Origin of the sequence: Sphingomonas horti, from assembly GCF_009753715.1 — a bacterium.
GTDB lineage: Bacteria > Pseudomonadota > Alphaproteobacteria > Sphingomonadales > Sphingomonadaceae > Sphingomonas_B > Sphingomonas_B horti.
The window spans coordinates 1-6,929 of the sequence record NZ_WQMS01000024.1 but is presented as its reverse complement, the minus strand read 5'-3'; the positions used below and the strand labels follow the sequence as shown (position 1 = coordinate 6,929).

6 protein-coding genes are annotated in these 6,929 nt (G+C 61.5%); 4 read left to right on the top strand and 2 right to left on the bottom strand.

All coding sequences use genetic code 11. From position 1 onward, the window contains the following. Positions 1-700 precede the first annotated feature (700 nt). Complete coding sequence (locus GON01_RS16490) at positions 701-1,396, top strand: hypothetical protein (protein ID WP_198159886.1); 696 nt, start codon at positions 701-703, stop codon at positions 1,394-1,396. 327 nt (positions 1,397-1,723) lie between these two features. Then, on the top strand, positions 1,724-3,043 hold the full coding sequence (gene nhaA, locus GON01_RS16485) for a Na+/H+ antiporter NhaA (RefSeq protein WP_157028492.1): 1,320 nt from the start codon (positions 1,724-1,726) through the stop codon (positions 3,041-3,043). Positions 3,044-3,124: 81 nt separating this feature from the next. On the opposite strand, the gene GON01_RS16480 is transcribed toward nhaA, so the two are convergent. Then, the gene (locus GON01_RS16480) at positions 3,125-3,322 is read right to left on the bottom strand and encodes a hypothetical protein (protein ID WP_157028491.1); all 198 of its coding nucleotides are present in this window, start codon (positions 3,320-3,322) and stop codon (positions 3,125-3,127) included. 325 nt (positions 3,323-3,647) lie between these two features. On the opposite strand from GON01_RS16480, the gene GON01_RS16475 reads away from it, so the two are divergent. Together GON01_RS16475 and GON01_RS16470 are read left to right on the top strand one after the other, a co-directional pair. Continuing rightward, positions 3,648-4,076 (top strand): hypothetical protein, encoded by a 429-nt coding sequence (locus GON01_RS16475; RefSeq protein WP_157028490.1) that lies wholly within the window; start codon positions 3,648-3,650, stop codon positions 4,074-4,076. Positions 4,077-4,117: 41 nt separating this feature from the next. Beyond that, a complete protein-coding gene (locus GON01_RS16470; RefSeq protein ID WP_157028489.1) occupies positions 4,118-5,023 on the top strand; it encodes a transglutaminase family protein in 906 nt (301 codons plus the stop codon). A 510-nt stretch (positions 5,024-5,533) separates the two neighbouring features. Here the strand turns inward: GON01_RS16470 and GON01_RS16465 are convergent. Continuing rightward, positions 5,534-6,559 (bottom strand): sensor histidine kinase, encoded by a 1,026-nt coding sequence (locus GON01_RS16465; RefSeq protein WP_157028488.1) that lies wholly within the window; start codon positions 6,557-6,559, stop codon positions 5,534-5,536. Positions 6,560-6,929 lie beyond the last annotated feature (370 nt).

Genomic DNA, 6,929 nt, shown 5'->3' with positions numbered 1-6,929 from the left:
GCATCAACAGGCCGGACACAAGACTGCACCCGACTAGCCGCCGACATCAAATCGCCACTTGCAACGCGGGAGCCATCCACACAAGACTTTCGTTCAGATTTCTGCGCACCTGAGCCGACCCATAGCAGATGTTCGCCGGCGTGGTTATGCAACGCCATGTTTCTTGCGGTGGCGATGATGGCGGCAACCCCTGTACGCGAGCCGCTCCATTCCGTAACTCGGGCCGAGTTCGAGAAGCAGGCCGCTGCCTGCGGTGTGGATCTTCGCTATGAACCGCGCGGCGAAGCTGGATATGCCGCGAGTCTCAGCAAAGACGGGCGGACGCTAGTCTTGAGGACAAATCAGCGGACCGATGGTCGGAGCTGTCTCGAACGCTGGGTAAGGCACAGGGGTTAACAGTAATCCTCTGGTCAAACTGACGACCGGGATGAACGGCACCTTTCCACCCAAACCTGAACATCATTGCGCCGGGTTGGGATGTCCGCTCCTGCCGGCTGAGCGGACATAGCATTTGTGCTCATCAGCTCGTCTGGCGACGACCCATTCCGGACCTTCCTCAGCATTAGGTTCAGGCGCGAATCCGGACGTTCTCAGCGGCGGTATTTTCGCTCGCGCCCCATTGTGGTCGAACGCCTAGCGACTTAGCTGTTCCTTCGAGAGTGGCAAATCTGCAGTGGGAGTTGAGACCATCCTGACAGCAATGGCTCGATGCGCGATTGCCGGCGCAGTGCTGATGTCGTCCGCCGCGGCCTTGCCACAGCGGGTAAAAGTCCTGGACAGGTTCGATTTTGCGAGGACTCGCTTGGGAAGCTTTGAATTGGTCGCCGAAACAACAATCCGCTGGCGCCACGATATCCCCATGATCGACAGCGTTCAATGTCGCGGCGACAACGGGGATATTAGGTTCGTTATCGAACAAGGTGGGCGGCTTGTCAGTCTTTCTTTCAGCTTCGCCGGACAGCCTGACGAGGAGGGTAACCGCGGTTCACTTGCCTATTTGGGAGATGAGCTGTGGCTCTTCGTTGATGGCACTCGTTACGAGTATCGAAACATATCGGCCCCGACTAACCGATTCTCGAACTTCACTTACCCAGAAGCACCAGGCGATCAGATAATCGTGCCTGTATGGCGGGGCTATCACGCGGTTCGCGCGCCTGGCTCGACAACCTTCATCGATATTAGCCGGATTTACGAGGACCTCGTAAAAGCCAGAAGGCTAGAGTGGGGGTTCAAATCCCGAAACTGGCGAGAGATCGACCCGAATGTGCCGGAAAATCAACTTCCGAACGGGTGGGAAAGCCACCGTTACCCGATCAACAAAAAGCGGCTGAGAGAAGCTGTTGATTGGTGCTCCGAACAGGTGGGGTCCGATGTGTCACGGCAGCTGCCGAGCTGAGGAGCGGCCCGTTCAAGTTTCAGCTTTCCACCCGAACCTGACATTCTAACCGAGAGATCATGGCCGATGTCCCAGCCGGCCGATCCGCGCCCAAGGCGGTCGATGCGCCAAGCTCGGGGCATTCCGAATAGCGGACATTGGCACGCCCGGCGCACTAGGAAAGATCCTGCGACCCTAAATGCACAGGCGACGGTGCATGCGGGATAGGGCCCGATCTACCGCTTCGCACGTTAGGATCATGTCTCCTGCCATTGCAGCGTCCAAACATACCGTTCCGCTTGGGGGTCAAGGCTGCCAACCGTCGGGCCGCAATACGGAAAGGATGAGATGATCGATCCCGGAAGCCCAGGTCTTCCGCATGAGTTCGCCGACCGGATTACAAAGCCTTTCGCGCGCTTCCTCAAGGTAGAGGCTGCTGCGGGGGGTTTGTTGCTGGTCGCGACGATAGCCGCATTAATCGTGGCCAATACCGCTTGGTCTGAGCAATTCCTGGCATTCTGGCACATGGACGTCGGCCTGCAGCTCGGCGCGTTGGACTTCACCCGTTCGACAGGACACTGGATCAACGACGGGTTGATGACTTTCTTTTTCTTCGTGGTGTCCCTGGAGATGAAGCGCGAGTTCGCCCTGGGCGAGCTGCGAGACCTGCGAACGGCTGCGCTTCCTTTCGCAGCTGCGCTCGGCGGCATGATAGTTCCTGCTTCGATCTACATTGCGATACTGGCCGGAGAAGCCGGTGTGCACGGATGGGGAACGGTAATGGCCACCGATACGGCGTTCGTGATCGGGGGGCTTGCGCTCTTTGGTTCCCGCGTTCCCCACAGCCTGCGCCTGTTCCTCATAGCCCTGGCGATCTTCGATGACATCGGCGCGATCCTGGTCGTAGCGATCGGTTACGGGAACGCCCTGAATTTCGTCGCGATCGGTCTCGCGCTCCTCGTTCTGGGCATGATCGCCATCGCCGCTCGTCTCGGCGTAAGGAGCCTGCCGATATACTTCCTCTTCGGGGCCGCGGTGTGGCTGTGCCTCGACTCATCCGGCTTCCATGCGACAATAGCAGGCGTCATCCTCGGGCTGATGACCCCGACGCGTATCTGGGTGGGCGTGCCGCGTCTACGCGCCATCCTCGGGAACGTCCTCGATGCGCGCGATCACGAGTGGAGTGGCGACACATCGGATCGCCGCGAGCTTGTGGAAGCGGGCCGGGCTATCAGCGAGTCCTTGTCGCCGTTGGAGCGGCTGGAGATGATGCTGCACCCTTGGGTGGGGTTCGCAATTGTGCCCCTCTTCGCCCTGGCCAATGCGGGGGTCGCGCTTTCCGCGTCCGACGTCCAGCCAGTCTCCGTTGCGATCTTTGTCGCGTTGGTCTTCGGCAAGCCGATCGGCGTTCTGCTCTTCAGCTGGCTGGCGCTGCGCTCCGGCCTAGCGGCGCTCGGGGCGGGCCTGAACTGGTCCTTCCTCACGGCCGGCGCCTTCCTGACCGGGATCGGCTTTACGATGTCCTTTTTTATTGCGAACCTGGCTTACCCGCCGACCCTGCTTGCTGCCGCGAAGCTTGGGATTCTTCTTGCCTCGCTCGCGTCGGCTATCGTGGGATTGTTGGCCGTCTATTGGGTTACGTCGCGCAATCTAGAAAAGCCTAGTTGACCATCCACCAAATGAGCAGGGCCAAGGCGGCGAATGGCGCCAACACTGCGAAGTAGCCCGGAGCTTGACTGTCGAGGGGTGTCACGGTCTGGCACGCCCAAACAGCCGAGGTTCCTGCGCAACTGCGTCCACAAGACTTGCGTACGCCTGTCCGTCGACGACGTAGAGCGCGGTGAGAAAGCGGGGGACGCTAGCGAACTCGGGATAGGACGAGGGCAGGCTGCCGCCTTCGTTTTCCCAACTGTCGGGGGTGGTTTCGGAAATCAGATGCTGCGTCATGGCAAACTCCTCGTAAGCGGGAGCTCGCATGTCTCTCAGCCGACGGCGCCTACTGCGCTGTGCCATCGATAAGACATAGATAGGCACTGACAGGCCAAATGCAAGCGCGCCCCCTTCTTTGGGCGGCGCTCATGGGCGCGCTCCAGACCTAGATGGAAGCACTGCAAATCCCGACCACGCGGCAGCCTTGTGTGGCCTGAGGACGCGCCATCAGGCCTTCCACTTGCATCCAAAGCGTTCGTCCCCACTTTGGCAGTATTGCACTCCGATTTCGAGCAACGTGCGACTGAGAGTTTGGCAACTCCCGCTCCTGCGGAGATACGCCGTGACCAGCACCCCCCCAAAGAACACCGCCAACTTCAGTGCCTTTTCGTCGGCGGACGAAGCGAGCCAGGCCGACCGGGCCGATGCCCGTGGAGCCGGAACCTCGGAAGAGCGGAAGGTTCTCGCTCTTGAGATGATCGCCGACCAGCTCGCGCTCATTCACGCCGATCTCTGCGCCATCGACGATTTTTCCCGCGGCGGCTCCAGCACCGAAACGGCTCTCGACAAGGGCGAAGCCGAGCGGGATCGCTGGGACAATGAAGGCGGCGGCTTCACCGAGGAGTCGGATTGGGATCCGGACATTACCCGCTCGACGGAGCAGCAATATGCGGTCGGCGGGTACCGCTATACCGACCTGCAGCACGCGATAGCGCAGGCCAAGAGGGCGCGGCGGGCGACTGCATCCGGGGAGCAGGAGCTCGCCGGATAGGCTGGCTCCTGGCTGGCTGTGCCGCTGTCGGGAGGTTCGGAATGCTGCTGACCATCAAGCACACGACGGTCTACCGATACTGCAGGCCGGTGACCCTGCTGCCGCATCGCCTGATGCTGATCCCCAGGAGTAGCCACACTCTCGATCTGCGGAGCACGCGCGTCACCACCTCGCCGCTCGCACAGATCGAATGGTCCCAGGATGTCTTCGGCAACGTGATCGCGACCGCCACTTTCTCGGAGGCCGCGAGCGAATTGGTCGTCTCCAGCGACATCGTCGTCGACCAGGGAGCATCCGCCTGGCCGATCTTCAAGATCGCCCCTCATGCGCACAGCTACCCTTTCGGATATTCCACGGCTGAGCGATCCACCTTGGGAGAGCTGCTGGTACCCGAGTACGAGGACGTCGCGGGGGAGATGGAGAAGTGGGCCAGAAGCATCGTGGCCGGCCAACGGACCGACACGCTCTCATTGCTGCAGGACCTTAGCAACGCGGTTCGCGGCTCGTGCGTATACGCCCGGCGCGACGATGAAGGCACGCAGCCACCCCTGGACACACTCCGCGCGGCCAGCGGCTCTTGCCGAGACCTGGCAACGCTGTTCATCGAGGCAGCCCGTCATCTCGGGATCGGCGCACGTGCGGTGTCCGGCTACCTCTACGACCCGGTCCCCGCCGCGCCCGCCGACAGCCGGCAGCACGGCACCACCCATGCATGGGCAGAGGTGTATCTGCCTTGTGCCGGATGGATCGCTTTCGACCCGACGAATGGTCGGATGGGCGAAGCTCACCTGGTTCCAGTGGCGACGGCCCGCAATATCGCCCAGATAAAACCGGTCGACGGAAGCTTCGTCGGCGCACCTGAGGATTTTGTCGCCCTGGAGGTCGATGTCATCGTTGCCCAGGGCGGTGTTGCCGATGACAGTTTGGGCGCCGGGTTGGACGCATAGGCGGGCCTGCGAGCGTAAGCGTATCGCTGCTTGCCCTCGGTCGTGGCGGAAAGCTGGCTGTCGGCTCTCTTCGCTGCCACGACCACCTGAGCCGAGCGAATTCCGCTCAGGAGCTCACCTGGGACCAGGCACTCTTTCTTCCAGTTTCCTGGCCGACGGGAAACTAGGAAAGATCATGCGGAAATTTCTGATACGCGTCGTCGCTGCGGCTATCGCCCTGATGGTGGCAGGCCCGGCGCGGCCCGCCACAGAACGACCGACCGGAGCCATATTCCGAGACGAACCCCGCGACGACGGTGGGCCCGCAGCTGCCTCGACAATCGGCCCGTCCACAACAGCTCCCGCAGCAACAACCGGTCCCGGCGCGCGCAACCCCCGATGAGGGCGGCGGCAGCTTCGACTGGGCCTGCTTGGCCTGCTGGGACTCGCTGGGTTGCTCGGATACAGGAGACGGGGCGACCGTCCGGCGGGAAGCGGCTATCGAGGCGCGACTTAAGTGAGGCTCAAAAGCTAAGGCACGGTTGCTGCGGCAGTCTCGCGGTGAACGATCGAAACGAGGCAGCCCGGTTCGGCATTGGTCACCTCGACGGTAGCCCCGAGCTGAGCTGCAAGCGCATTGACGATGCCGGTTCCCAGGCCGGATTTCCCGCTTTCGTGACCGCCGTCGATACCCACGCCGTCATCGGCGACGGTGAGTGTCCAGGCATCGCCGTTCGAGTGAAAGCCGATCTTGATCCTGCCCTTGGCCTCTGCAGGATAGGCATGCTTGAGGGAGTTGATCACCAGTTCTGTGACGATCAGCCCCATGCTGACGGACCGGTCGGCGGTGGTGACGCTGTCATCCGCCTCGACACTCAAACACAGTAGTTCGGGATCGGGGATCATCGAAGCCCCGATGCTCGCACATAGATCGGCAAAATATGGGCGGAGCGCGACGTCGCCGGTGGCACTGGAAGCGAGTTGGCGTTGCAACGTGGCGACAGACATGACCCGGTGATGGGCTTCGCGCAGGTGAGTTCGGGTTTCTTCGGATTGGGCAATGCGCACGCGCTGCATCAGGACGCTGGCGATGATCTGCAGGCTGTTCGCGACGCGGTGATTCAATTCCTGGAGCAGCACCTGCTTTTCCTGCACCAGTGCGTCGTGAGCGCGGCGCGCCTGAAGCGCTTCGGTGACGTCGGTCACGGCAACCGCCAGGCGCGGGGCCTCGTCTTCTTCGTGATCGAGCACATGGGCATGGATGACGAGATGGCGCGTCGGACTACCGGCGCGCTTCAGGTCCATCTCGTAAGCGTCGATGGCAGCGTTCCCTGCGGCCGTTGCCGTCAGCAACGATCTCAACTGAGGAATGTCCCACTCACCCTCACCGAGCTCGAACAGCTCCCTGCCGACAACGCTATTACAATCGACTGAAAAGCTGCGGCAGAACGAGCCGCTGGCCGCTTTCACCACGAGTTGCTCGTTCAGCAGGATAAGCGGGGTGCTGGACGAGACGACCAGGGCCAGTCCAAGGCTGCTCGCCGATCGATGTCTCATACGTTTGAATGGTCCATAGCCGACCTCGGATGCTGGAGACTGCGGCACGAAGTCTTGCCCAGCGCTCGCCGCTCAATTTCTCGACGATCACGGAAAGAATGCCTCCCTACCACAGATTGAGCGAGAGCGGGCAACTTTAACTGGGGTTCGAATTGCGGCTGACGCGTGGAAAGGCTCTCTGCGTCGGCTTTCCACCCGTCCCAGCCGCGGAAGGATAGAGCAAAGCTTTTCTGAGAAGCGGACCGTCACTTTTTCGCGCTACCCGCTTATCTGCGGACGGTCAGCTATCGGCCAGAAGCCGCCTGTAGGAAAGCTGGCGAGCGCCGCAGCACCCGCCAGCTAGTCAATTAGACGTCAGTGCTCTCTGACA

Coding starts and splice junctions, on each gene's coding strand:
- GON01_RS16490 (WP_198159886.1), top strand. CDS start 701: ATGGCTCGATGCGCGATTGCCGGCGCAGTGCTGATGTCGTCCGCCGCG.
- nhaA (WP_157028492.1), top strand. CDS start 1,724: ATGATCGATCCCGGAAGCCCAGGTCTTCCGCATGAGTTCGCCGACCGG.
- GON01_RS16480 (WP_157028491.1), bottom strand. CDS start 3,322: ATGACGCAGCATCTGATTTCCGAAACCACCCCCGACAGTTGGGAAAAC.
- GON01_RS16470 (WP_157028489.1), top strand. CDS start 4,118: ATGCTGCTGACCATCAAGCACACGACGGTCTACCGATACTGCAGGCCG.
- GON01_RS16465 (WP_157028488.1), bottom strand. CDS start 6,559: ATGAGACATCGATCGGCGAGCAGCCTTGGACTGGCCCTGGTCGTCTCG.